Annotated in this window: 19 protein-coding genes; 12 read left to right on the forward strand and 7 right to left on the reverse strand. The window is 72.4% G+C overall.

All coding sequences use genetic code 11. The annotated features are described in order from the left end of the window. The first annotated feature begins 1 nt into the window (after position 1). Genes ABZ887_RS19795 through ABZ887_RS19845 form a run of 11 tightly spaced genes read left to right on the forward strand, consistent with a single transcriptional unit; the run spans position 2 to position 11580 of the window. Positions 2 to 1243, forward strand: a complete 1242-nt coding sequence (locus ABZ887_RS19795; protein ID WP_361290911.1) for a glycosyltransferase — start codon at positions 2 to 4, stop codon at positions 1241 to 1243. Continuing rightward, positions 1240 to 2487 (forward strand): class I SAM-dependent methyltransferase, encoded by a 1248-nt coding sequence (locus ABZ887_RS19800; protein ID WP_361290914.1) that lies wholly within the window; start codon positions 1240 to 1242, stop codon positions 2485 to 2487. The genes ABZ887_RS19795 and ABZ887_RS19800 overlap by 4 nt, the downstream gene beginning before the upstream one ends. After that, the gene (locus tag ABZ887_RS19805) at positions 2484 to 3278 is read left to right on the forward strand and encodes a sugar phosphate nucleotidyltransferase (RefSeq protein WP_361290917.1); all 795 of its coding nucleotides are present in this window, start codon (positions 2484 to 2486) and stop codon (positions 3276 to 3278) included. The genes ABZ887_RS19800 and ABZ887_RS19805 overlap by 4 nt, the downstream gene beginning before the upstream one ends. Further along, positions 3275 to 3922: a PIG-L deacetylase family protein gene (locus tag ABZ887_RS19810; protein WP_361290920.1), complete on the forward strand. Its 648-nt coding sequence runs from the start codon at positions 3275 to 3277 to the stop codon at positions 3920 to 3922. Before ABZ887_RS19805 ends, ABZ887_RS19810 begins: the two co-directional genes overlap by 4 nt. A gap of 6 nt (positions 3923 to 3928) precedes the next feature. Further along, positions 3929 to 4954 carry an SDR family oxidoreductase gene (locus ABZ887_RS19815; protein ID WP_361290923.1) on the forward strand — a complete coding sequence of 342 codons (1026 nt, stop codon included), beginning with the start codon at positions 3929 to 3931 and terminating at the stop codon, positions 4952 to 4954. After that, a complete protein-coding gene (locus tag ABZ887_RS19820; protein WP_361290926.1) occupies positions 4942 to 6225 on the forward strand; it encodes a DUF4910 domain-containing protein in 1284 nt (427 codons plus the stop codon). The genes ABZ887_RS19815 and ABZ887_RS19820 overlap by 13 nt, the downstream gene beginning before the upstream one ends. 5 nt (positions 6226 to 6230) lie before the next feature. Further along, a complete protein-coding gene (locus ABZ887_RS19825; RefSeq protein WP_361290929.1) occupies positions 6231 to 7520 on the forward strand; it encodes a hypothetical protein in 1290 nt (429 codons plus the stop codon). Further along, positions 7517 to 8464: a glycosyltransferase family 2 protein gene (locus ABZ887_RS19830; protein ID WP_361290932.1), complete on the forward strand. Its 948-nt coding sequence runs from the start codon at positions 7517 to 7519 to the stop codon at positions 8462 to 8464. The genes ABZ887_RS19825 and ABZ887_RS19830 overlap by 4 nt, the downstream gene beginning before the upstream one ends. Continuing rightward, positions 8461 to 9699, forward strand: a complete 1239-nt coding sequence (locus ABZ887_RS19835) for a polysaccharide pyruvyl transferase family protein (RefSeq protein ID WP_361290935.1) — start codon at positions 8461 to 8463, stop codon at positions 9697 to 9699. Before ABZ887_RS19830 ends, ABZ887_RS19835 begins: the two co-directional genes overlap by 4 nt. Continuing rightward, positions 9696 to 10247: a dTDP-4-dehydrorhamnose 3,5-epimerase gene (rfbC, locus tag ABZ887_RS19840; RefSeq protein WP_361290938.1), complete on the forward strand. Its 552-nt coding sequence runs from the start codon at positions 9696 to 9698 to the stop codon at positions 10245 to 10247. Before ABZ887_RS19835 ends, rfbC begins: the two co-directional genes overlap by 4 nt. A gap of 7 nt (positions 10248 to 10254) precedes the next feature. Continuing rightward, entirely contained in the window at positions 10255 to 11580 is a 1326-nt protein-coding gene (locus ABZ887_RS19845) for a glutamate-1-semialdehyde 2,1-aminomutase (protein ID WP_361290941.1), read from the forward strand. Positions 11581 to 11597: 17 nt separating this feature from the next. Here the strand turns inward: ABZ887_RS19845 and ABZ887_RS19850 are convergent, their stop codons facing one another. From ABZ887_RS19850 to ABZ887_RS19880, 7 genes are all read right to left on the reverse strand, one after another. Continuing rightward, positions 11598 to 12326, reverse strand: coding sequence for a phosphatase PAP2 family protein (locus ABZ887_RS19850; RefSeq protein ID WP_361290944.1), 729 nt, complete (start codon positions 12324 to 12326; stop codon positions 11598 to 11600). A gap of 112 nt (positions 12327 to 12438) precedes the next feature. Then, positions 12439 to 13623 (reverse strand): acyl-CoA dehydrogenase family protein, encoded by a 1185-nt coding sequence (locus tag ABZ887_RS19855; RefSeq protein ID WP_361290947.1) that lies wholly within the window; start codon positions 13621 to 13623, stop codon positions 12439 to 12441. A gap of 119 nt (positions 13624 to 13742) precedes the next feature. Then, positions 13743 to 14921 carry an ABC transporter substrate-binding protein gene (locus ABZ887_RS19860; RefSeq protein WP_361290950.1) on the reverse strand — a complete coding sequence of 393 codons (1179 nt, stop codon included), beginning with the start codon at positions 14919 to 14921 and terminating at the stop codon, positions 13743 to 13745. Between the two features lie 88 nt (positions 14922 to 15009). Continuing rightward, on the reverse strand, positions 15010 to 17574 hold the full coding sequence (locus ABZ887_RS19865) for an ATP-binding cassette domain-containing protein (protein ID WP_361290953.1): 2565 nt from the start codon (positions 17572 to 17574) through the stop codon (positions 15010 to 15012). A gap of 12 nt (positions 17575 to 17586) precedes the next feature. Continuing rightward, positions 17587 to 18456, reverse strand: a complete 870-nt coding sequence (locus ABZ887_RS19870) for a branched-chain amino acid ABC transporter permease (RefSeq protein ID WP_361290956.1) — start codon at positions 18454 to 18456, stop codon at positions 17587 to 17589. A gap of 165 nt (positions 18457 to 18621) precedes the next feature. Further along, a complete protein-coding gene (locus ABZ887_RS19875; protein ID WP_361290959.1) occupies positions 18622 to 20004 on the reverse strand; it encodes an FAD-dependent oxidoreductase in 1383 nt (460 codons plus the stop codon). A gap of 203 nt (positions 20005 to 20207) precedes the next feature. Beyond that, complete coding sequence (locus tag ABZ887_RS19880) at positions 20208 to 21299, reverse strand: alcohol dehydrogenase catalytic domain-containing protein (RefSeq protein ID WP_361290962.1); 1092 nt, start codon at positions 21297 to 21299, stop codon at positions 20208 to 20210. Positions 21300 to 21356: 57 nt separating this feature from the next. On the opposite strand from ABZ887_RS19880, the gene ABZ887_RS19885 reads away from it, so the two are divergent. Further along, entirely contained in the window at positions 21357 to 22163 is an 807-nt protein-coding gene (locus ABZ887_RS19885) for an SDR family NAD(P)-dependent oxidoreductase (protein WP_361290964.1), read from the forward strand. Positions 22164 to 22171: the final 8 nt, after the last annotated feature.

A 22171-nucleotide genomic window follows, 5' to 3' on the forward strand; every position in this document is an offset into this window, starting at 1 on the left:
CATGCACGTCCTCGTAGTACACAACCGCTACGGCTCGGCGCAGCCGAGCGGGGAGAACAAGGTCGTCGACCAGGAGGTGGAGCTGCTGCGCGCGGCCGGCCACCGCGTCGAGGTCTTCGAGCGGCGCAGCGACGACATCGCCGCCCGGTCCCTCCTCGGCAAGGTCGCGGTGCCGCTCCTCGTGCCCTGGAACCCGGCGGTCCGCACGGAACTCGCCGCCCGGCTGCGCACCGAGCGGCCGGACGTGGTGCACGTCCACAACGTCTTCCCGCTCCTGTCGCCCGCGGTCCTCGCCGCGTGCGCCGACGCCGGGGTGCCCGCCGTCGCCACGCTGCACAACTACACCCAGGTCTGCCCGCCCGGCACGCTGCAGCGGGACGGCCGGCCGTGCACCGAGTGCGTCGGCTCCGCACCGCTGCCCGCCGTCCGGCACGGCTGCTACCGCAACTCCCGCCTCGCGACGGTGCCGCTCGCCGTCAGCCTGTCGGCCAACCGGCGGCGGTGGTGGTCGGGTGTGGAGCGGTTCCTCTGCATCTCCGCGGCACAGCGCGACGTCCTGGTCCGGTCCGGCATGCCGGCCGAGCGGCTGACGGTGAAGCACAACTTCGTGCCCGACCCGGGCAGTTGCCGGGACGGCGAGGGCGAGCACCTGCTCTACCTCGGCCGGCTCGCGGAGGCCAAGGGCATACGGCTGCTCATGGCCGCGTGGGACGAGATCGCGGCGGTCGGCGGGGTGGGCGTGCCGCTCGTGATCGCCGGCACCGGACCGCTGGAGCGGGAGGTGACCGCCTGGGCGGCGGGCCGGGACGACGTGCGCTACGTCGGCCTGCTGGACACGGCGGAGTGCCGCAAGTTCATCGTCCGGTCGGTCGCCGTGGTGGCTCCCTCGACGTGGCTGGAGGCGTTCGGGCTGGTGGTCGTGGAGGCGATGGCGGCCGGGGTGCCGACCGTCGCCGCAGGACACGGCGCCTTCGTCGAACTCGTCGAGGACGGGGTCACCGGGCTGCTGCACCGGCCGGGCGAGGCCGCCTCGCTCGCGTCCGGCATCCGCCGGATCGCGGCCGACCCGGTCCGCAACCGGGAGATGGGCCAGGCCGCCCGCCGCCGCTACGAGCAGGGCTTCAGCCCGGCCGTCGGCCTGGAGCGCCTGCTGGAGGAGTACCGCACCGCGATCGCGGGTCGGTCAGCACAGGCTTGCGACGGGGACACCCGCGCGGGCAGGGGGGATGGGGACAACAGATGACACGATGCCGACTCTGCGGCTCGGAGGCGACGGCGAGCGTCGTCGACCTGGGGGCGACGCCGCCGTGCGAGAGCTTCCTCGCCGCGGACCAACTGGACGATCCGGAGCCTGCCTACCCGCTGCACCTGCGGGTCTGCACCGACTGCTGGCTCGCGCAGATCCCGCCGCTGATCACACCGGAGGAGACCTTCAAGGAGTACGCCTACTTCTCCTCCTTCTCGACCTCGTGGGTGGAGCACGCGCGCACCTTCGTCGCCGATGCCGTCGAGCGGCTTCCGCTCGGCCCCGACGCCTTCGTGGTCGAGGTGGCGAGCAACGACGGGTACCTGCTGAGGCATGTCGTGGACCGGGGGATCCGCTGCCTCGGCATCGAACCGTCGGTGAACGTCGGCGCCACCGCACGGGAGGCGGGGGTGCCCACGCTCACGGAGTTCCTCTCCCCGGAGACCGGCGCCGCCGTCCGCGCCGAGCACGGTCCGGCGGACCTGGTCGTCGCCAACAACGTGTACGCGCACATCCCCGACGTGGTCGGCTTCACCCAGGGGCTGCGCGCCCTGGTCGCCGACGACGGCTGGGTCTCCATCGAGGTGCAGCACCTGCTGACCCTGATCGAGGAGAACCAGTACGACACGATCTACCACGAGCACTTCCAGTACTACACGGTGGCTTCTGCGATCCGGGCCCTTGCGAGCGGCGGACTCGCCCTCGTGGACGTCGAGTTGCTGCCCACGCACGGCGGCTCCATCCGGCTGCGGGCCCGCCCGGCCGAGGTGGCCGGCGAGCCGACGCAGCGGGTGGCCGACGTACTGGACCGGGAGAAGGCCGCCGGACTGCAGGAGCTGTCCGGGTACGCCGAGTTCTCCGCCCGCGTCGCCAAGGTGCGCCGGGACCTGCTGCGGTTCCTCATCGACGCGGCCGAGCGCGGTGAGACGGTCGTCGGCTACGGCGCCCCGGGCAAGGGCAACACCCTGCTCAACCACTGCGGCATCCGCCCCGACCTGCTCGCCTACACCGTCGACCGCAACCCCTACAAGCACGGCAGGTTCACCCCGGGCACCCGCATCCCGATCCTGCCGCCCGAACGGATCGCCGCCGACAAGCCGGACTACGTCCTCGTCCTCCCGTGGAACCTGCGGGCCGAACTCGTCGAGCAACTGGCCTTCGTGCACGAGTGGGGCGGCCGGCTGGTCTTTCCCATCCCGGAACTGAGCATCGTCGAGGCCGCGAAAGAGGTCACAGCATGAAGGTCGTCCTGTTCTGCGGCGGTTACGGGATGCGGATGCGCAACGGAACCTCCGACGACGTGCCCAAACCGATGGCGATGGTCGGCCCGAGACCGCTGATCTGGCACGTCATGCGCTACTACGCGTACTTCGGGCACACCGAGTTCATCCTGTGCCTCGGGTACGGGGCCCACCACATCAAGGACTTCTTCCTCAACTACGAGGAGACGACGTCCAACGACTTCGTCCTGCGCGGCGGGAAGACCGAGCTGCTCTCCACCGACATCGCCGACTGGACGATCACCTTCGCCCAGACCGGCATCGAGTCACCCATCGGTGAGCGGCTGCGCCGGGTACGGCACCACCTGGACGGCGACGAGATGTTCCTCGCCAACTACGCCGACGTGCTCACCGACGCCCCGCTGCCCGAGATGATCGACAAGTTCGCCGCACGCGACGCCGGGGCGTCGATGATGGTGGTCCCGCCGCAGTCGTCGTTCCACTGCGTGGAGCTGGGCGAGGACAACCTGGTGGGCGGCATCACCGCGGTGAGCGAACTGCCCCTGTGGGAGAACGGCGGCTACTTCGTGCTCCGCCAGGAGATCTTCGACCACATACCTGAGAACGGTGACCTGGTCGCCGACGGCTGCGCCCAACTCGCCAAGCGGGGACGGCTGGTGGCGCACCAGCACCGCGGCTTCTGGAAGCCGACCGACACCGTGAAGGAGCGGGCCGCGCTCGACGAGGCCTACACCCGGGGCGACCGCCCGTGGGCCGTGTGGGAGCGGGACACCGCCGGAGCCAGAGCGTGATCCGGCTCGGGGCCGGACCCCTGGACCGGATCGTCGCGGTGGGCGCCCACTGCGACGACATCGCCATCGGCGCCGGCGGCACGCTGCTGACGCTGTGCCGGGCCCGGCCCGGTGTCCGGGTCGACGCGCTGGTGCTCTCCGGCGGCGGCAGCGAGCGCGAGCAGGAGGAGCAGGCCGCCCTCGCCGCCTTCTGCCCCGGCGCCGACCTGCGGCTGACCGTGCTCAAGCTGCCGGACGGCCGGCTGCCCGCGCACTGGGAGGAGGCCAAGGCCGCGGTCGAGGAGCTGCGCGAACGGACCGACCCCGATCTGGTCCTCGCGCCGCGCACCGACGACGCGCACCAGGACCACCGCGGCCTGGCGCAGTTGCTGCCCACCGCCTTCCGCGACCACCTCGTGCTCGGCTACGAGATCGTCAAGTGGGACGGCGACCTCGGCCGGCCGTCGGCGTACCAGCCGCTGGAGCCGGAGACCGCCGAACAGAAGGTGCGGCTGCTGCAGGAGCACTACCCCTCGCAGCGGCACCGGCCCTGGTACGACCGGGAGGCCTTCCTCGGCCTCGCCCGGATCCGCGGCATCGAATGCCACGCGCGCTACGCCGAGGCGTTCGCCGTCACCAAACTCACGCTCAACCTGGGGGGTTGAACCACCTTGCGCGTACTACTGACCGGACACCAGGGCTATCTGGGCACCGTCATGGCCCCGGTCCTCAAGGCCGCCGGGCACGAGGTCGTCGGCCTCGACTCCGGCCTGTTCGCCGACTGCGTCCTCGGCCCGCAGCCCGATGACCCGCAGGGGTACCGGGTCGACCTGCGCGACGTCACCGCCGAGCACGTGGCCGGGGTGGACGCCGTGATCCACCTGGCCGCGCTCTCCAACGACCCGCTCGGCTCGCTGGCGCCGGAACTCACCTACGACATCAACCACCACGCGTCCGTCCGGCTGGCGCAGCTGGCCCGCGACGCCGGAGTGCGGCGCTTCCTGTACGCGTCGACGTGCTCGGTCTACGGCGCCGCCGGCGGCGACGACCTGGTGACCGAGGACGCCCCGCTGCGCCCGGTGACCCCGTACGCGGAGTCCAAGGTGCGGGTGGAGGACGACCTGCACGCGCTGGCCGACGCCGACTTCACCCCGGTGTTCATGCGCAACGCCACCGCCTTCGGCTACTCGCCCCGGCTGCGCGCCGACATCGTGCTCAACAATCTTGTAGGCCACGCGCTCCTTTCCGGCGAGGTCCTTGTGCTCTCCGACGGCACCCCCTGGCGCCCGCTGGTGCACGCCGCCGACATCGCGCGGGCCTTCACGGCCGCGCTGACCGCGCCGCGCGAGGCGGTGCACGACCGGGCGTTCAACATCGGCAGCGAGGTCAACAACGTCACGGTCGCCGAGATCGCCGAGCAGGTCGCCGAGGCGGTCACCGGCTCCAAGGTGGTGATCACCGGGGAGACCGGCGCCGACCCGCGGTCCTACCGGGTGGACTTCTCCCGGTTCCGGGCCGCGATCCCCGGCTTCGACTGCGAGTGGACGGTGAAGCGGGGCGCGCTCGAACTCGCCGACGCCTACCGGAAGTTCGACCTCACCCGGGAGGCCTTCGAGCAGCGCTTCACCCGGCTCGCCGTGCTGCGCGCGGGGTCCGAGGCCGGCACCGTCGACGACACCCTCCGGTGGCGCCGGTGACCGACGTGAGCGAGGAGATGTACGCGCTGGTGGAGCGGATGTACCCGCTCTGCCGGAGCATCACCGGCGACGGCGTGCGCGCCACCCTGGACATCGTCGGGGAGTACATCCCGCTGCAGGTGCACGAGGTGCCGACCGGGACGCAGGTGCTCGACTGGACGGTGCCGCAGGAGTGGAACATCCGGGACGCGTACATCGCCGACACCGCCGGCAACAGGGTCGTCGACTTCGCCGCGTCCAGCCTGCACGTGCTCGGCTACAGCGTGCCGGTGTCGGCGACCATGCCCCTCGCCGAACTCCGCGGCCACCTGCACACCCTGCCTGACCACCCGTCCTGGGTGCCGTACCGCACCAGCTACTACAAGCCGGACTGGGGGTTCTGCCTGGCCCAGGAGACCCTGGACGCCATGCCCGACGGCGAGTACGAGGTCCGCATCGACTGCACCCTCGCCGACGGCCACCTCACCTACGCCGAGTACGTGGTCCCCGGCCAGGTCCCCGACGAGGTGATCGTCTCCTGCCACGTCTGCCACCCGTCGCTGGCCAACGACAACCTGGCCGGCATCGCGGTGGCGACGTACCTGGCCCGCGCCCTTGCCGAACAACCGACCTACTACACCTACCGGTTCCTGTTCGCACCCGGCACCATCGGGGCGATCACCTGGCTGGCCCGCAACGCGGAGCGGGTGGACCGGGTCAGGCACGGCCTGGTGCTCGCCTGCGCCGGTGACCCCGGCCAACTGACGTACAAGCAGAGCAGGCGGGGCGACGCGGAGATCGACCGGGTGCTGCAGCATGTCCTGACCGCGTCCGAACGCCCGCACCGCATCACCGAGTTCACCCCGTACGGCTACGACGAGCGGCAGTTCTGCTCACCCGGGTTCAACCTGGGCGTCGGCTCGCTCACCCGGACCCCGTACGCCGGATACCCCGAGTACCACACCTCGGCGGACAACCTGGACTTCGTCTCCCCGGCGGCGATGGCGGACACCCTCGCCGTCTGCCGCGAGGCGTTCGCCGTCCTGGACCGCAACCGGCGGTACGTCAACCTCAGTCCCTACGGCGAGCCGCAACTGGGCCGGCGCGGGCTGTACGACGCGCTCGGCGGCCGCAGCGACACCAAGCAGGCCCAGATGGCCATGCTCTGGGTGCTCAACCTCTCCGACGGCGAGCACAGCCTGCTGGACGTCGCCGAGCGGTCCGGGCTCCCGTTCGACACCGTCGCCGCCGCGGCCGATGCGCTGCGCGGCGCCGACCTGGTCAAGGAATGACGCCCATGACCACCCAGGGGGAGAAGACGACAGCACCGGCCGGGTCCGCCAAGCGGGCCCTCGTCGGCCGGCTGTCCTGGGGGCTCGCCGACCAGGCGGCCTCCAGCATCAGCAACTTCGCGGTGGGCCTCTACGTGGCCCGCTCGCTGGGGGTGACCGCGTTCGGTGTCTTCAGCCTGGCCTGGGTGACGTACGGCGTGGTGCTCAACGTCTCCCGGGGCCTGGCCACCGACCCGCTCGTGGTGCGCTTCAGCGGAGTGGCGGAGGCGTCCTGGCGCGGGGCGGTGGCCCGCTCGACGGGTACCGCCCTCGGCGTCGGCGCGGTCCTCGGCGTGGTGTGTCTGGCGGCCGGGCTCGGCCTCGGCGGCCGCGTGGGGCCCGCGTTCACCGCCCTCGCCGTCATGCTGCCGGGCCTGCTGCTCCAGGACGCCTGGCGGTTCTCGTTCTTCGCCGCCGGCGCGGGGCGGAAGGCGTTCGTCAACGACGTCGTGTGGGGCATCGCGCTCGTCCCCGCCATGGTGGTCGCGGCCCACGTGGACACGGTGGCCGCGTTCGTCCTCGCCTGGGGCGGGTCGGCCACGGTGGCGGCGGGATACGGCTACCTCCAGTCCGGCATCCGGCCCCGGTCGGCCGAGGCGCGCGGCTGGCTGCGCGAGCAGCGCGATCTCGGCTACCGGTACCTGGTCGAGAACGTCAGCCTCAGCGGTGCCAGCCAGGTGCGGGCGTACGGGCTGGGCGCGATCGTCGGGGTGAGCGCGGTGGGCGCGGTGCGGGGCGCCGAGCTCCTGATGGGCCCGTTCCTCGCCGTGCTGATGGGGCTCTCGCTGGTCACCGTCCCGGAGGCGGCCCGGGTGCTGCGGCAGGCCCCGCACCAACTGGGCAGGTTCTGCCTCCTCCTCGGCGGCGGCCAGGCCGCCGGAGCGCTGCTCTGGGGCTCGGCGCTGCTGCTGATGCCGGACCGGCTCGGCGACCTGGCGCTCGGCGACGTCTGGCACTCCTCCTCGCACCTCATCGTGCAGATCACCCTCAGCGTCGCGGGAGCGGGCCTCGGCACCGGCGCGGCGGCCGGGCTGCGCGCGCTCGGTGCGGCCCGGCGCAGCCTGCGCTGCCAGCTGTTCGCCTCCGCCTGCTATGTCGGCGGCGGTCTCGGCGGAGCGGCCGTCGCCGGCACGGCCGGTTCGGCCTGGGGCGTCGCCGCCGCGACCCTCAGCGGCTCGGCCGTGTGGTGGCTGCAGTTGCGGTCCGCCCTGCGCGAGCGCCACCGCCATCCCATCCCCGAAGTGAGGACCGCATGACCGACCGACCCAGGCTGAGCATCGGCCTGCCCGTGTACAACGGCGAGGAGTACCTGGCCGAGTCGTTCGACGCCCTCCTCGGCCAGACCTACGAGGACTTCGAACTGGTCGTCTCCGACAACGCCTCGACCGACGGGACCGAGGACATCTGCCGCAAGTACGCCGCGCAGGACTCCCGCATCCGCTACCTCCGGCTGCCCCGCAACATCGGCGCCACACCGAACCACAACCGGGTGTTCGCGGAGTCCCGCGGCGAGCTGTTCAAGTGGGCCTCGCACGACGACCTCTACGGCCGCGACCTGATCCGGCGCTGCGTGGAGGCGCTGGACGAGCGGCCGGACGTGATCCTCGCCCACACCGACCAGGCGGTCATCGACGGCGACGGCCAGGTGACGGTCCCCTACGAGTACACGCTCGCCACCGGCTCGCCGCACGCGCCGGAGCGCTTCCGCAGCCTGCTGTTCGAGCCGGGCGGCGACGACTTCTACGGGGTGCTGCGGGCCGACATGCTGCGCCGGGTGAAGCCGATGGACAGCTACCACCACGCGGACCGCACGTTCGTCGCCGAGATCACCCTGCACGGACGCTTCCACCAGGTTCCGGAGCTGCTGTACTTCCGCCGCGACCACCCCACCCGCGCCGAGCGGGCGAACCCGTCCAAGCGCTCCCGGTGCGTCAACCTGGACCCGCGCCGGGCAGGCCTGCTGCACCCGACGCCCCGGCTGCTCGCCGAGTACGTCTGGGGCTTCGCCTCGGCGATCCGTCGGGCGCCGCTGTCCCCGGCCGACCGGCGCGCCTGCTACGGCCACCTGGCCTCGTGGATGACCAGCAGGGTCCGGCCGGGCGCCGGCGAGCGGGTCGAGGACCGCGCCCCGGTCGACCCGGCCCTGCTCACGGTCTCCGTCGACGCCCTCGTCGCCGGCCGTGAGGGGAGGCGGCGATGACGGCCGCGGGCGAAAAGCCGGTGCGCGTCGGGGTGTTCGGCCTGCTCGGCTCCGGCAACCTCGGCAACGACGGGTCACTGGAGGCCGTCCTCGGCTACCTCCGCGCCGAGCACCCGGAGGCCGTCGTGGACGCGCTGTGCGGCGGCCCCGAGGCCGTGACGGCCCGGTTCGGGATCCCCGCCACCCGGATGCACTGGAACCGCGCGGAGTACCGGACCGCCTCACGCGTGGGCGCGATCGCCTCGAAGGGACTCGGCAAGCTCGTCGACGTCTTCCGCACCGCCGCCTGGGTGCGCCGGCACGACGTGGTGATCGTGCCGGGCATGGGCGTCCTGGAGGCCACCCTGCCGCTGCGGCCCTGGGGCTTCCCGTACTCGCTCTTCCTGCTCTGTGCGAGCGGCCGGCTGCTGGGCACCCGGGTCGCGCTGGTCAGCGTCGGCGCCGCGGAGATCCGCAACCGGCCCACCCGGGCCCTGGTGCGCTGGTCGGCGCGGCTCGCCGCGTACCGGTCCTACCGGGACGCCCAGTCCCGGGACGCGATGCGGGCGATGGGCGTGGACACCACGCACGACGAGGTCTACCCGGACCTCGCCTTCTCCCTGCCGACACCGCCGGCGGGCGCGCCCTCGGGCTCACCGGGCCCGGTCTGCCTCGGAGTCATGGACTTCCACGGCGGCAACGACGACCGCGCCCGGGCCGAGGAGATCCACCGGCGCTACCTCGACGGGACGATCCGGTTCGTCCGCGTGCTCGTCGAGGAGGGCAGGCCGGTCCGGCTGCTCACCGGCGACGACTGCGACGGGGCGGTGGTCGCCGCGATCCTCGATGCGGTGGACTCACCGCTGGTCACCGCCGCCGAACCGGCCTCACTGGCCGACCTGATGAAGGAGATGGCGGCCGCCGACTCCGTCGTGGCGGTCCGGTACCACAACCTGATCTGCGCGCTGAAGACCGGAACACCGGTGCTCGCCCTCTGCTACGCGGCGAAGAGCGACGCCCTCATGGCCCGGATGGGCCTCGGCGCGTACTGCCATCCGGCCCGCGAGGTCGACGCCGACCGGCTCCTTGAACAGTTCCGGGCGCTGGAGAAGAACTCCGCCGACCTGCGGCAGACCCTCGCCGAGCGGAACCTGGACGCGGCCCGTCAACTCGACGAGCAGTTCACCGCTTTGACCGCGGCCCTCTTCCCGACGGCTGACCACATGCACGCCCACGCCCGGCAGGAGTCTCCATGAAAGCGACCGAAGTCCCGGAGATCGCGGGCGCGTTCCTGTTCGAGCCGACGCCGTACGCCGACGAACGCGGCTTCTTCTGCCGCACCTTCGACGCCGACGTGGTCCGCTCGGTGGGCCTCGACCCGAACGCCTTCGTCCAGGACAGCGTCTCCCGCTCGGTCCGGGGCGTGGTGCGCGGCCTGCACCTGCGCTCCGGCGCCGGCGAGGCCAAGCTGGTGCGGTGCTCGTACGGCCGGATCTTCGACGTCGTCGTGGATCTGCGTCCGGATTCTCCGACTTACCGCCATTGGACCTCCTTTGAACTCACAGGAGAAACACAACCAACTCTTTACATTCCCGCGGGATGCGCGCACGGTTTTCAAGCACTGACCGACACCGCCGACACCTCGTACCGCATCGACCGCGCGCACGATCCGGCCGAGGACGTGACCATCGCCTTCGACGACCCGGAGCTGGCCATTCCCTGGCCGCTGCCGGTCGCACTGACGTCCCGACGGGACCGAGAGGCGCCGAGTCTCGCCGAGGTCCTGAAGCACAGAGAGAGTTGAGGTCCTCGTGGACACCGAAGAGCTCCACCTGCCCCTGTCGCGGACAGCCAACGAGCGGCTGCACGCCATGATCCCCGGGGGCGCTCACACCTATGCCAAGGGCGACGACCAGTACCCCGAGAACCTGGCCCCGGTCATCAGCCACGGCAGCGGTGCCCACGTGTGGGACGTCGACGGCAACCGCTACATCGAGTACGGCTCCGGCCTGCGGTCGGTCAGCCTCGGCCACGCCCACCCGCGTGTGGTCGAGGCGGTACGGCGGGAACTGGGCCGCGGCAGCAACTTCGTCCGGCCGTCCATCGTGGAGGTCGAGGCCGCGGAACGCTTCCTGGCCACCGTGCCGACCGCCGAGATGGTGAAGTTCGCGAAGAACGGCTCCGACGCCACCACCGCCGCGGTGCGCCTCGCCCGCGCCGCCACCGGCCGCGCGCGGGTGGCCATCTGCGCCGACCACCCGTTCTTCTCCGTCGACGACTGGTTCATCGGCACCACACCGATGTCCGCCGGCATCCCGGCGGCGACCAACGAGCTCACCGTGGCGTTCCCCTACGGAGACCTGGCCGCCACGGAGGAGCTGCTCAGCCGGTACCCGGACGAGATAGCCTGCCTGATCCTGGAGCCCGCCACCCACACCGAGCCGCCGCCCGGATACCTCGCCGGCCTGCGCGAGCTGGCCGACCGGCACGGCTGCGTCCTGGTCTTCGACGAGATGATCACCGGCTTCCGCTGGTCCGAGGCGGGCGCCCAGGGCCTGTACGGCGTCGTCCCCGACCTCTCCACGTTCGGCAAGGCGCTGGGCAACGGATTCGCCGTCTCGGCACTGGCGGGCCGACGCGACCTCATGGAACGGGGCGGACTGCGCGATTCCGGTGACCGGGTGTTCCTGCTGTCCACCACGCACGGCGCGGAGACGCACTCCCTGGCGGCCGCGATGGCCGTGCAGGCCACCTACGTCGAGGAGGGCGTCACCGCGCGGCTGCACGCCCTCGGCGAGCGGCTGGCCGCCGGTGTCCGCAGCGCCGCGGCCGCCGCGGGCGTCGGTGACCACGTCGTCGTCCGGGGCCGGGCCAGCAACCTGGTCTTCGCCACCCTCGACGGGAACCTGCAGCCGTCGCAGCGGTACCGCACCCTGTTCCTGCGCAGGCTCCTCGCGGGCGGGGTGCTCGCCCCGTCGTTCGTGGTGAGCAGCGCCCTCGACGACGCGGACATCGACCGCACCGTCGACGTGGTGGCCGAGGCATGTGCGGTGTACCGGCAGGCACTGGACGCCGACGACCCCACCCCGTGGCTGGCCGGGCGGGCGGTGAAGCCCGTGTTCCGCCGCCTGGCGTGACGTGACGTGGCGTGGCGTCAGCGGCGCGGGCGCGGGCGCGGGCCCGCGCCGGTCGTCCGCGCGGTGAGCTGGTCGGCCGTCCGGTCGACCAGCCACGCCGTCACCGGTATCACCGCCAGCGCGGTGCACCAGCCGCCGAGGGCGTCGGTCGGGTAGTGCGCGCCCAGCCCGACCTCCGCCCAGCCCATGACAGCGCCGGCGACCAGCGCCGCGGCGAGCACGAGTGACAGGCCGGCCGTCCTGCCGAGGCCGAGCCGGCCGGTCGCGAGCAGCGCCGCCATGAGGGCGAGCGCGGTGAAGAAGGCGGTGTGCCCGCTCGGGTAGGACAGGTTGCCGGGGCCGTGGATGGTGCGTCCCACCAGGTGCTTGAGGAGTGTGGTCGTCCCCACGGTGAGACCGGCCCCGGCCAGGACGAGCACCGCGGCGCGGGGCCGCCGCAGCAGCAGGCAGCCCGCCACGCAGGCCGCGACCACCATCGCCGATCCCGCGGGTTCCCCCAGGAAGTCCAGGACCAGAGCGACGTTCCGCCAGGGCGGCCGCACGCTGTCCGCAGTCGGCGGGACGAGCCGGCTGTCCACCCTGCCGGGCTCGCCGTGGCCGGCGTACAGGACCCCGAGCGCCACGACCACCAGCGTGGCGAGCGCTGCGACAAGTCCTAGCCACGCGCGCAGCGCCGCGGGCAGCACCGCGCGCGCCGCGAGCTGGCCCGGGCCGACTTCCAGGTCCGCTCCTGCCAGGCGATCCAACGCGAGCCCCCCTCGTGTCCGCCCCCCAGCCTCTGATCGCCACCCTAACCGTTTGCGGGTGGTCCGGGTGGTCCAGGAATCGGCCGGAGGGACCGACGCGAGGTTCCGGAAGCTAGAGGAACGGCGTTCCGGCGTCGAGGCCCGACAGCACCCTGCCGTACAGCTCCAGGTTGGCGGTCGGGTTGACGAACGAGTGCAGGCTCAGGGCGTTCAGGTCCCGCACGATCCGCTGGACCGGCGCCTCCCGGTGCAGGGACGAGGCACCCGAAGCGGACCCGATCAGGTCGGCGGCCTCCTTGCACATCCGCACCAGATACCCGCACTGTGCCCTGATCCGGGCCCGCTCCTGCGTCGTGTACGGCTCTCCGACGGCCGCCTTGGATTCGATCAGCGCCACGAAGTCGGCGGCGATCAGTTCGGCGGAGGAGATCTTCATCGAGGCCTCGGCGAACTGGAGATGCGTCACCGGGGCTTCGTGCTGGCGCTCGTAGAAGGTGTACGTGATGCCCCGCCGATGGATGCTCTCGCCGAACTCCGCCAGAGCCGCCCGTGCCAGACCGAGGGCGTTCGCGGCCGTCCAGGCACAGAACAACAGAAGCACGGGCATGCGGTAGAAGGGGTCGGCGCTGTTGCGCTGCGACGGAAACGTGCCCGCCAGCAACGGCCCTATCGGCAGGACGCGACGGGCGGGCACGTGCACGTCCTGGGCGACCACGGTGTTGCTGCCGCTTCCGGCCAGACCGGAGACGTCCCAGTCGTCCAGCACCTTGAGGTCTGCCATGGGGATCGCCAGCCACAGCATCTCCGGCGGGCCGTCCCCCGAGTCGGCGAGCGCGGTCAGCAGATGCCAGTCGGCGTCCTGACAGCCGGTGGCGAAGGGGGACTTACCGCTCACCACATAACCGCCGTCCACCGCAACGGCTTTCGAGCCCGGGACGAGAGTGCCACCGACCCGTATCCCGGGTCCGGTGAAGATCTCGTCCTGGGCCTCGTCGGGGAACAGGGCCGAGATGAACGCACACCCGGCCTGGATCAACGCCATGAACCCGGCCGATCCGCACGCGGCGGACACCTCGCTCAGCGCGTCGACCTGAGTCCGCAACGAGGTCTGGTAACCCCCGTAGTGGCGGGGGACGTTCATACGGTGGATCCCGGCGTCCGTGAGAGCCTCGACGACCTCGCCGGTCACCCGTCGCCGCTGCTCCGCGCGCAGGGCGTGCGAGCGGATCAGCGGCCGGAGCGCGCGTAGGCGCTCGACGAGGTCGGTGTCCGATCGAGATGCTGACGAACCGGCCAAGGGTCGACCTCCGGTCTCGGGACGCAGGGGAACCCTCACCGTCGCGCCGTTCCCGCCTACTGTCAACGGCCCGTCGGCGTAACGAAGTTGATCCGGACTCCGCTCCGTCGAGGCGGCGGTCAGCCGCGTGCCGGGGGTGTGTAGAAGTCGCCGACGGAGGTCCAGACGCCGTTCTTCACCACTACTTTCTGCACGCTCCGCGTGCCCAGGTGATTGCTCGCGCCGAAGCTCATGACCGGCGACACTCCCGGGTCCACCTTCGTAGCCTTCTGGTACGCCGCGGTGAGGGACTGCGCCGTGACGGGGCCCTTGACCGTCTTCGCGATCTCGGCGAAGACCTTGGCGTTGCTCCAGCCCCACAGAGCGAGGAAGCCGGCGGTCTGGCCGGGCTCGTACTTGGCCATCGCGGTCCGGAACTCCTTCACCGCGGGGTCGTCGTCCGAGGGCGCCTTGACCAGCTGGACGGCCTTGAGACCCTCGGCGGCGTCCTTGGCCAGGGCGATCGTCGACTCCGCGGCCACCGGGGCGTAGGCATAGGTGGGCAGGGAGAGGCCCTGCAGCTTGGCCTCCTTGAGGAAGGCGGCCGCCTCGGGCGAGGTGAGGATGAGGATGACCGCCTGCGGTTTCGCCGACTTCACCTTGCTGATCACCGGGGTGTAGTCGGTGGTCTGGTACTTGACCGGCAGCCGGTCGACCTCGACCGAGGGGTCCACCTTCTTCGCGACGGGCGCCACCTGCTCGGCCACGTTCACGAACGCGGCCGGGTCGCTGTGCACGACGAGGATCTTCCGCGCGCCGTCCTGCACCGCCCACGCGGCGACCGCCGCGGCCTGGTCCTCGTAGAGGGTCTGGGTGCCGAACAGGCCGGCGCGCGGCGGCTCGTACCAGTTCTCGGCGCCACCCACCTCGTTGAGGACCGGCACCTTGGACTGGTTGAGGACGAACGGGAAGGCCGCCTCCGCCTGGGAGGTGCCGTTCGCGTTGACGATGGCCACGACCTTGTCCTGGCCGACGAGTTCACGGGCGATCTGCACGGTCTGCTGCGGATCGGCCGCGTTGTCCTTGACGGTCCACTCCACCTTGCGGCCGTTGATGCCCCCTTGGGCGTTGAGCATCTTGAAGTACGCGTCGGCACCCACCTTCTCGGCCACGCCGTACGTGGCGGTGGAGCCCGTGAGGGGCAGCCACGCGCCGATGTGGATCTCGGAGGAGTTGCTGCCCGCCGACGCCGAGTCCTGACCGGCGCACGCGCTTGCGGTCAGCGCCATCGCGGCGAGAACGGCTGTCGTTCCCGCCACGCGGCGGAATCTGCTGATTGTCCGGAACACGGTCCACCTCGCTCACAACGTGCACAACGTGCACAACGGGATTCACTTCACTGGGTGTTCACTTCACTCGGGAGGGCCGGGCGGTGGCCGCCGCGGTCGTGGCGGGCACCGGGCCGCCGCTGAAATACGCCGCTTCCGCCAGGGCCGCGAACTCCGGATCGCCCGGCCGTCCCCGAGCGGCAACGACGCCCTCGTGCAGGACGGCCACCTCGTGGCAGACGGCCATGGCCCGGCTGAGCGACTGCTCCAGGAGCACCACCGTCAGGCCCTCGTGGGTCAGCCCGATCAGCCGGTCGTAGACCTCGTCCACCAGGGCCGGTGCCAGCCCGAGAGCCGGTTCGTCGACGATCAGGACGTCCGGCCGGACGATCAGCGCGCGGGCGATGGCGAGCATCTGCTGCTCGCCGCCCGACAACCCGGCGGCCGGGACGGACATCCGGTCCCGCAGCCGGGGCGGCAGCCACTGGACGGTCTCCTCCAGCCGCTCGCGCAGCGCCGCACCGGTGATGCCGGCCGCGTACGCCGCGACCTCCAGGTTCTCGCGCAGCGACAGCGTCCTGAACAGCCCGCGGCCTTCGGGCGCGAGGCTGGTGCGGACGGCGCCGCCCGTCTCCCGGGCGCCGTGGGCGGGCCGGAGCGAGCCGTGCAGGATGCCGGCGAGGGTGCTCTTGCCCGCCCCGTTGGCCCCCGCGACACCGAGCACGCTTCCTTTCCGGACGTCTAGGTCCACGTCCCGCAGGGCAACCACACCGCCGTACGCATGGCCTGTCCCGCGCAGCCGGATCAGGCTCTCTTCACCCACGGTGTCGGGCAGCCGGGCCCGGTTGCCGACCGTTCCCAGATAGGACGACCGCACCTTCGGATCCTGGAGCACGGTGTCCGGGGTGCCGTCGCCGATGGTGCGGCCGAAGTCGAACGCGAGCACCCGGTGGGCGACGGAGAAGAGGTCGTCGAGGACGTGGTCGATGACGACCACGGCGGTGCCGTCCGCGTTGAGACGGCGGATGTGCCCGGCCAGCAACGCCCGTTCGCTCGCGTCGAGCCCGCCGAAGGGCTCGTCCAGGATCAGCAGCCGCGGCCTCTCGGCCATCGCCCGCGCGAGATCGAGGCGCTTCTGCAGGCCGAAGGGCAGCTCGGTGGGGCGACGGTCGGCCACGTCCGCGAGGCCCACGGAGTGCAGCAGCCGCGCCACGGCGTCCCGGTCGCCGGCCCTGACCCGGCGGCGGGTGCACAACACGTTCTCGGCGACGGTGAGTTCGGAGAACACCTCCGCATGCTGGAAGGTACGGCCGATCCCCAGCCGGCGACGCGCGGTCGCCCTGGCCCCCAGCAGCGGTCGGCCGGCGAAGTCGGCCGACCCGCTCACCCGTCCGCTGCCGGTCAGCCCGGACAGCACGTTCAACAGCGTCGTCTTTCCTGCCCCGTTGGGCCCGATGACGGCCAGGATCTCGTCCTGCCGCACGGACAGCGAGGCATCCTCCAGGGCCTTGAGGCCGCCGTAGGAGACGCACACGTGCTCCAGATGGAGGAGGGCCGGACCTTCGGATGCGGGGGCGGGTTCGGAGACCGGAATGGACGGCTCGGGGACCGGAGCGGACGGCTCGGGGACCGCAGCGGGCGGCTCGGCGGACGGCGGCTGCCCTGCCCCCGCCCTTCGCGGCACGCGCCTCAGGACCCGTCGCGCCGGCCCGGCGAGGAACGGCACCACTCCTCCGGGCAGGAAGAGGAGGATCGCGATCAGCACGAGGCCCTGCACCACCGGCTGGGGCATCCCCACAGTGGAGGAGAGCGAGGGGCTCCAGGTCAGATAGATGCCGCCGGCCACGGCGCCGAGGACCGAGCCGACCCCGCCGAGCACGCACGCCGCGATCAGGGAGATGCCGAAGGAGAGCGAGAACGGGTCCGGGCTGACGAACCCGGTGATCAGACCGAGCAGCACGCCCGCGAAGCTCGTGGACGCGCCGCTCACCGCGAACGACAGCGAGGACTGGGCCTCCGGCGCGATACCCACCGTACGGGCCGCCATGGGATGCGACTTGGCTGCCACCAGCCGCATCCGCAGCGCGGAGGCGCGGGCCGGCACGGCCAGGGCGAGGACCACGGCCGCCGCGCCCACCGCGAGGTACTGGGCCTCGGTGCCGCCGCCCGGGAACGTGCCGAGGCCGAGGGCGCTGCGCAACTGGAGCACGGGAACTCCCTGGTCGCCCCCTGTCACACTGCTCCACCGGTTGACCAGTTCCAGGGTGACCGTGGTGAAGGCGAGGGTCAGCAGGGCGATGTAGAGCACCGAGAACCGGGCACCCGCGTACCCGAGGAACGCGCCCAGGGCGGCGCCGGCCGCGACCGCCCCCAGCACCACCGCCTCCAGGGCCCAGCCGTGCGCGCTGCCGTACGCGGCGAAGTAGGCGCCGATGGCGAAGAACGCGGGATGGCCGACCGACCAGATGCCGGACCAGCCGGCGAGCAGACCGACCGACAGCACGACGATCGTGTACACGGCCGCCAGTGCCACCGAGTACATCTGGTAGGCCGGGATCGCGCCGGCCGCCATGAACACCATGAGCACCGCGCCGGCGGCCGGTCCCAGGGCGGCCCTCGCCAGGACGGAACGGTTGAAGACCATGGATGCGACCCCTCAGACGCGCTGGAAGGTGCGGGTGCCGAACAGGCCCTGGGGGCGGATCAGCAGCACCAGCACGGTGAACGAGAACACGAACGTGTCGCGGAAGCTGGCGGAGACGTAGTTCGCCGCCAGGTTGTCCAGGACACCGATGGCCAGCCCGCCGACGACGGCGCCGTACATGCTGGTCAGACCGCCCAGGAAGATCCCGGCGAAGGCCCGGAACAGCGGTGCGGTGAGCGCGGTGGTCGCAAGGCCCGAGCGCGGCGCGTACAGACACGCGGCGAGCGCCGCGAGCCCGAGGCCGAGGGCCCAGGAGATCCGGGCGAGACGCTGGGCGCCGAGGCCGACGACCCGCGCCGTCCCCGGCGACTCGGCCACGGCACGCATGGCCGAACCGAGCGTGGTGCGGGCGAACAGATAACCCACCAGCGCCATCGCCACCGCGGCGACACCGATCGTCACCAGGCTCTGCACCGGCAGGGCCGCGCCCGACCAACGCACCGTGCCGTCCACCAGGCTGGGGAAGTCCCGGGGCTGTTCGCCCCAGACCGATCCGGCCAGGTTCTCGGCGATCAGCGAGACTCCCATGGTCACGACCAGCGCGGAGAACAGCTGTCCCTGACCCAGCGGCCGGATCACGGTCTCGCGCACCAGCAGGCCCGCCGCGACGGTGACCGCGACGGCGGCGAGGAGGCCGAACACCGTCGCCACCCCGCGGTCGTGGAGCGAGACCGCGACATACAGGCCCAGCGTCGCGAGCGACGCCATCGCGAAGTTCACGACATCCGTGGCCCGGTAGATGATGACCAGCCCGAGGCCCATGAGGCCGTACACGGCTCCACTCGCCACACCGCTGACCAGGACAAGCAGGAACTGGCTCACAGTCCCTCCCTCGGGGAAGAGCGCGTTTCACGCCATGCGTGCGGGACTCACGGGCACGGCAGGCGGCGTTAAATCAAAGTGAACTCAATTCAGTACGCTAGGCACTGCGGTGCCGGACGGGCAAGACTCGTGCACGGGATTTGTGCCGAGCCCGTCCGCGCCGTCTCAGCGGCCGTAGGCCGTGAGCTTCCCGGCGAGCGCGGTACGAGCCGCCGCCAGCCCGAAGACCAGGGCGGGGGCGAGGCCGCCCGCGTAGGCGCGCTGGTACAGCCCGCCCGCGTCCGCGCCGGCCGCGAGCAGCCCCGGGACCGGACCGTCCCCGTCGGCGCCCGCGTCGGCGCCCCCGTCGCCCGGCGCCGACAGGACGCGGGCCCCGGCGTCGACCAGCAGCCCCGCGAAGGTGAACGTCACCGCCGGGGCGGCCTCGATGACGTAGAAGGGCGGTTCGTCCAGCGGGCGGGAGTCCAGCAGGCGTTCGGGTGCCGGGGTGCCGCCCGCTGCCGCAACGGTGTTGAACTCCTCGATGCGATCGCGGATCTCGGCGCCGGGATACCCCCACTCCTCGGGCATCGACGCGAAGTCCGCCAGGTCGTCCGCCACCGCGCAGCGGGCACCGGCGCGATGGCACAGCTGGAACTTGTCGACGCCCGGGATCCCCTCGACGTACGACGCGCTGATCCACTCCCGGTGCACGCGTGCGTCCGCGACCAGCAGACCGCGGGCCTGCGGCCGGTCCAGCAGGGCCATGGCGGTGAGGTGGTCGCCCACCGTCTCGTCGACGAAGCGCGCACCCGTGGTGTCGAAGAGCAGGGCGTGCTCGCTGTAGTAGAGCGCGAGGTCGACGAAGCGCGCCGGGTCGGCGAGGGAGACGCCCGCCGGCATCAGATGGCCGTAGAAACCGGCGTCCTTCTTGCCGAACCCCGCCCCCGCGGCCCGGCCGAGCGCGAGCCCGTCGCCACGGCTGTGCGGGTTGGCCCGCAGGCCGACGTCCGCGGCCTGCGGGTGGAGGTGCCGGGCGCGCAGGCCGGGATCGCCCTGGAAGCCGCCCGTCGCGAGCAGGGTCCAGGTGGCCTCGATGCGGCGCGCCGAGCCGTCCGGCAGCAGGCACTCGGCTCCCGTCACCCTGCCGTTCTCGGTCAGGAGGGTGCGGGTCCAGGTGCCGGTCAGCACCTCCTGGCCCCGGTCCCGGACCAGTCGTTCGCAGGTGTCGAGGTAGAGGTGGGTGTCGACCTGATGCCCGCGGCCGAAGCCGAGAACGGGCACCGGCGGCCTGCACTCCACGCCGAGCGACCGCACCCAGGCCACACCGTCGGCGAACCCGTCGACCAGGGCCGCGGCCAGCTCCGGGTCGCCGTCCGGATTGACCCGGCGCAACTCCTCGACGGTCGGGGCCGTCCAGATGAAACCGGCGAAGCGGGCGGAGCCGCCGAGGCGTTCCGCCTTCTCCACCAGCACCACCGAGCCGCCCTCGGCCGCCACCCGGGCGGCGGCCGAGAGCCCGGCCATGCCGCCACCGATCACCAGCAGATCCACTGTGTCCGCACCCATGGGCAGCCCACCGCCTTCGCGTCGCTGAATGAGACACGACGCTAATTGAACTCACTTCTGTAGTCGAGAGGTCGGTGTGGATGCGCTGCGGCGGCACGGTTTCGGCCGGGCCGACGCAGCGGTCGGAGGCCCGGTCGCAAGCCCGGCCGGAAGCCTGGTGGGAACCCGGTCGGGAACGCGGTCGGGAACGCGGTCGGGAAATCTCAGTCTGGGACGACGACCGCGCGCCCCCATACCGCGCCCGCCCGCAGCCTCTCGAACGCTTCAAGGGCGCTCGACAGCCCGTACCGCTCCACCTCCACCCGCACGGAACCCTCGCGGGCCAGCGCGACGACCCGTTCGAGTTCGGGCACGGTTCCCCAGAAGGGCAGCGAGATCCGGGTCCCGGGAGGGAGCACCCCGGGCTTGCGGACCGTCAGTTCGCCGCCCCCGCTGCCGACCACGGCCAGCTCCCCGCCCGCCCGCAGTACGGCGACGGCGAGCTCCAGGCTGGAGCGGCTGCCGACGAAGTCCAGCACGGCGACGGCTCCGGCCCCGCTGGTCCGGGCCCGCAGGACCTGGGCGGTGTCGGGCCGCAGCAGCGTCCCGAAGTGCGCGCCGCAGGCGTCGGCCAGGGCCAGCGCCTCCTGCCGTACGTCCACGGCCAGTACGTGCGCGGTCGTCGTCGCCCGCAGGATCTGCACCGCGAGGTGGCCCAGCCCGCCGACGCCGAGAACGACCACGCTCGCGCCGTCGGAGAGCGAGTGCCCCACCGCGGTGACGGCGTGGTACGCGGTGAGCCCGGCGTCGGTCAGCGGCGCCGCCTGGGCTGCGTCCAGGTCGCCCACCGGGACCAGCAGCCGCCCGGACGGGACGAGCAGCGTGTCGGCCATGCCGCCGTCGCGGCCCAGTCCCGCCCCGGTCCCGGTCAGCTCCTGGTCGAGAGCCGCGCGCCGGTCGCAGTAGTTCTCCGCGCCCGCCGCGCAGCGCGCGCACCGCCCGCAGCCCCAGGGCCCGTACACGACCACGCGCTCGCCGACGGCCGGACCCACGGCCCGCGGGCCGCGCGCCGCCACCCGGCCGGCGACCTCGTGCCCGAGGGTGAACGGAATCCGGTAGGGGAGACCCCCTGGCGGGCTGTCGATGACATGGAGGTCGGACCGGCACAGCCCGGCCGCCTCGACCCGGACCAGCACTTCCTCGCCCGTGGGCACGGGGCGCGGCAGCTCGGTGAGGACGGCCGGCCCGCCCCACCGCGTCAGCCGGACCGCTCTTGTCCTGCCAGTGGGCACTGCTCCTGCCTTGCCTGTTGACATGACTGAGACGGTAACAAAAATGAAGTCAGTTCAGTATCCCGGGAGAGGAGTGACGCTGTGGGTGACGAACGCGGTGGCGGGAGGGCCGGACGCTTCGGCGGACGGGTCGCTCTGGTCACCGGTGCGGGCTCCGGCATCGGAGCGGCGGTCGTCCGGCGGCTGGCCGGACAGGGCGCCGAGGTCTTCGCGGCCGACATCGACGGCACCGCGGTCGGGACCGTGACGAAGGAACTGTCCGGTGCGCACGCGCTGACCGTGGACGTTGCGGACCGGGCGCAGGTCGACCGGGCGTTCGGGGAGGCGGCCGGGGCGCACGGCCGGCTGGACGTGGTGGTGCACGCGGCCGGTGTCGACGACCCCGTCGCGAAGGAGTGGATCGCCGAGGCGCTGCTCGACGACCGGCCGCCCGAGGTGACCGCGCGGCTGGGCGACGAGGCGTGGCGGCGCGTGCTGCGGGTCAATCTCGACGGCACCTTCCATGTGCTGCGCGCCGCACTGCGCGTCATGGTGCCCCGCGGGTCCGGCGCGGTCGTCACCGTCGGCTCCTCCTCGGCCTTCGACACGGTGGCCGGATATCCGCACTACGTGGCGTCGAAGGCGGGCGCGCACGCGCTGAGCCAGGCCGTCGCCAAGGAGGCGATCGCGTTCGGCGTGCGCGTCAACACGGTCGCGCCGGGGCCGACGGAGACGGGCATGGCGGCGCGCACGCCCGCGCCGCTCCGGCGGGGCTTCGCCGACCCGCGGGTCCGGCCGTACGCGACGCCGGAGGAGATCGCCGACATCGCGCTGTTCCTGGCGAGCGAGGACGCGGCGAATCTCGTGGGCGCGGTCCTGCTGGCCAACGGCGGCCGGTTCACGGTGTGAGGGAGGTT

Origin of the sequence: Streptomyces sp. NPDC047061 (assembly GCF_040643955.1) — a bacterium.
Taxonomy (GTDB): domain Bacteria; phylum Actinomycetota; class Actinomycetes; order Streptomycetales; family Streptomycetaceae; genus Streptomyces.

Bases quoted from the DNA above. Each gene is read 5' to 3' on its own strand.
- ABZ887_RS19800 (WP_361290914.1), top strand. From the start codon at position 1,240: ATGACACGATGCCGACTCTGCGGCTCGGAGGCGACGGCGAGCGTCGTC.
- ABZ887_RS19835 (WP_361290935.1), top strand. From the start codon at position 8,461: ATGACGGCCGCGGGCGAAAAGCCGGTGCGCGTCGGGGTGTTCGGCCTG.
- ABZ887_RS19825 (WP_361290929.1), top strand. From the start codon at position 6,231: ATGACCACCCAGGGGGAGAAGACGACAGCACCGGCCGGGTCCGCCAAG.
- ABZ887_RS19865 (WP_361290953.1), bottom strand. From the start codon at position 17,574: ATGGTCTTCAACCGTTCCGTCCTGGCGAGGGCCGCCCTGGGACCGGCC.
- ABZ887_RS19880 (WP_361290962.1), bottom strand. From the start codon at position 21,299: ATGTCAACAGGCAAGGCAGGAGCAGTGCCCACTGGCAGGACAAGAGCG.
- ABZ887_RS19795 (WP_361290911.1), top strand. From the start codon at position 2: ATGCACGTCCTCGTAGTACACAACCGCTACGGCTCGGCGCAGCCGAGC.
- ABZ887_RS19805 (WP_361290917.1), top strand. From the start codon at position 2,484: ATGAAGGTCGTCCTGTTCTGCGGCGGTTACGGGATGCGGATGCGCAAC.
- rfbC (WP_361290938.1), top strand. From the start codon at position 9,696: ATGAAAGCGACCGAAGTCCCGGAGATCGCGGGCGCGTTCCTGTTCGAG.
- ABZ887_RS19875 (WP_361290959.1), bottom strand. From the start codon at position 20,004: ATGGGTGCGGACACAGTGGATCTGCTGGTGATCGGTGGCGGCATGGCC.
- ABZ887_RS19830 (WP_361290932.1), top strand. From the start codon at position 7,517: ATGACCGACCGACCCAGGCTGAGCATCGGCCTGCCCGTGTACAACGGC.